This window comes from Azospirillum terrae (assembly GCF_053470425.1).
Window position 1 is genome coordinate 1 of the sequence record NZ_JBPXMR010000045.1, and the last position, 2,212, is coordinate 2,212.

Here is a 2,212-nt window from a genome sequence, read left to right on the forward strand (position 1 = left end):
GTTTATCCATACACACCATACAAACGATGTGAGGGCACAGCAATTCGTAAAGCATGTGGAGGAATATTTAGCTGAACACAGCACGCCATAACAAATCCGCCTGGTTATTATACCAGCGGATTTTTTGGTTTGTGGGCTATTTCCCCATGCACTTCATTTTTCAAAAACATATACCATAGAGAGACTGATTGTAAGCCAATTATCGTTTTTTTCCTCCCGGCTTCCTTACAAAATGAAAGATTTGGGTGTGTGTGATGGAAAGCAAAAGTAACTTAACAAACGTAAAACTGGGCGAAAACGTCAAGATATATGACTTTGTCAATGCCTATGGCTGCGAAATTGGAGATGGAACGAAAGTAGGAGCATTTGTTGAAATTCAAAAAGGAGCATTCCTGTTAAGAGGATTTTCGGGGACTTGAACAAAAAAGAGCCCTCTTGGTATGATACGGGGTGTCAAATCGTGCACCGAATTGACCCCTAACTTAGGTAACCAAGGAGGACTCCAACATGGATTTTAAACAAAATCAGAAAATAAATCAAGTCACCGAAAAAACACTTGTAGTCGGTATCGACATTGCGAAGCTGACACACTATGCCTGCTTTGTGGACGATCGAGGACGAGTGCTCCAAAAATCTTTCTCTGTTACTCAATCTGGAGGTGGATTCGAGCTTTTCTATCAGCGTGTTCTCGCTGCCATGAGAGAGAACGGAAAAACAGAGGTCCTCATCGGGATTGAACCAACAGGCCATTACTGGCTCAATATAGCCTATTTCCTTGAGGAAAGGGGCATTCCCCTGGCGATGGTCAATCCGATGCATGTAAGGCGATCTAAAGAGCTGGATGACAACTTACCAACCAAACATGACCGTAAAGATGCACTAGTGATCGCTCGACTGTTGAAAGACGGACGGTTCAGTTATCCTCGCATCTTGAAAGGATTGGAGGCCGAACTTCGCGTTGGGTCAACGTTTAGAAGTAAATTGACAGATGAATTGGGTGCTGTCAAGAACATGATTATTCGCTGGCTGGATCGCTATTTTCCAGAGTTCGTTCAGGTTTTTCCGACTTTTGGAAAGATGGCCATGGCGGTACTTGAATATACCCCATTTCCGAGTGACCTTCACGAGAAACAGCCCGATGAAATTTTAACCCTTTATCGGAAGGCTGAGGGGCTTAAATCCCCACAAAGACCGAAAGCGTTGCGCCTTATGGAAGTCGCAGCCAACTCTATTGGAATAACAGAAGGACGTGAGATGGCCCGTATTGAGATCGCCACACTCGTCCGTCGTTTCCATCAACTAGAAAAAGATATCGAAAACATTACTCAACACTTGGTTGAGCTTGTAAAAACGACTGTAGAATACGAATGGCTATCAACGGTTCCAGGACTTGGAGATACAACGATTGTCGATCTATTAGCGGAAATCGGCAGCTTTTCACACTACGAAGATCCACGCCAACTAATCAAACTAGCGGGACTAACGTTACGTGAAAACTCTTCCGGCCTGCATAAAGGACAAAAACGCATCTCCAAACGGGGCAGAAGAAAGCTGCGGGCCCTCCTTTTCCGAGTGATGATGCCAATGATTCGACACAATGAAGCATTTAAGAAACTACACGAGTACTACACAAACCGTCAGGTTAATCCTTTACGCAAGAAGCAATCCATCGTGGTTCTATGCGGGAAGCTATTAAAAGTTTTACACGGAATTAGCACAAAACACAAAGCGTTTGACGCAAAGCGAATGATGAGGGATATTCCTAGTCTCGCAGAGGCTGCATAAATCCCTACATCCCCTTAATTGGACCTAGACAACTGGATGACACGGAGAAGCTGGCACTATTTTTTCCATTCGACCTTGAGTCCCTAAAGGAGCTTCGCTAGCCTCTGCCTTATGACTAGACCGAACGAAGGAATGTAGGCACTTAGATGCCCAGAGACATGGGAGGGTACGTCATCATAAGCTACGCAGAGATCCATTGTGCATCGCATAAATTCCTACACTACTTTCCATCATTATCCAGTAGTGACCGCGTAGCGCACCCATGTAATGGAATAGTTTCACATAATTTAAAGATATTGTTAGGAAGCGTGTCGAAAAATATTTTTTTGACACCCCATCAACGGGTCAAACCGTTGATAAATCAACATTTATAGAGGGAGGTTTAAGCTCGTTCTTTTGGATAAGATTTGAACTACTGAAAGGTGTT

General features: G+C 43.9%; 2 protein-coding genes. Both read left to right on the top strand.

Annotated features, from left to right (window positions below; translation table 11 throughout):
• Positions 1–254: 254 nt before the first annotated feature.
• Positions 255–419, top strand: coding sequence for a hypothetical protein (locus ACSVDD_RS29850; protein WP_510167029.1), 165 nt, complete (start codon positions 255–257; stop codon positions 417–419).
• 88 nt (positions 420–507) lie between these two features.
• On the top strand, positions 508–1,785 hold the full coding sequence (locus tag ACSVDD_RS29855; protein ID WP_264647613.1) for an IS110 family RNA-guided transposase: 1,278 nt from the start codon (positions 508–510) through the stop codon (positions 1,783–1,785).
• Positions 1,786–2,212 lie beyond the last annotated feature (427 nt).

Coding starts and splice junctions, on each gene's coding strand:
- ACSVDD_RS29850 (WP_510167029.1), top strand. CDS start 255: ATGGAAAGCAAAAGTAACTTAACAAACGTAAAACTGGGCGAAAACGTC.
- ACSVDD_RS29855 (WP_264647613.1), top strand. CDS start 508: ATGGATTTTAAACAAAATCAGAAAATAAATCAAGTCACCGAAAAAACA.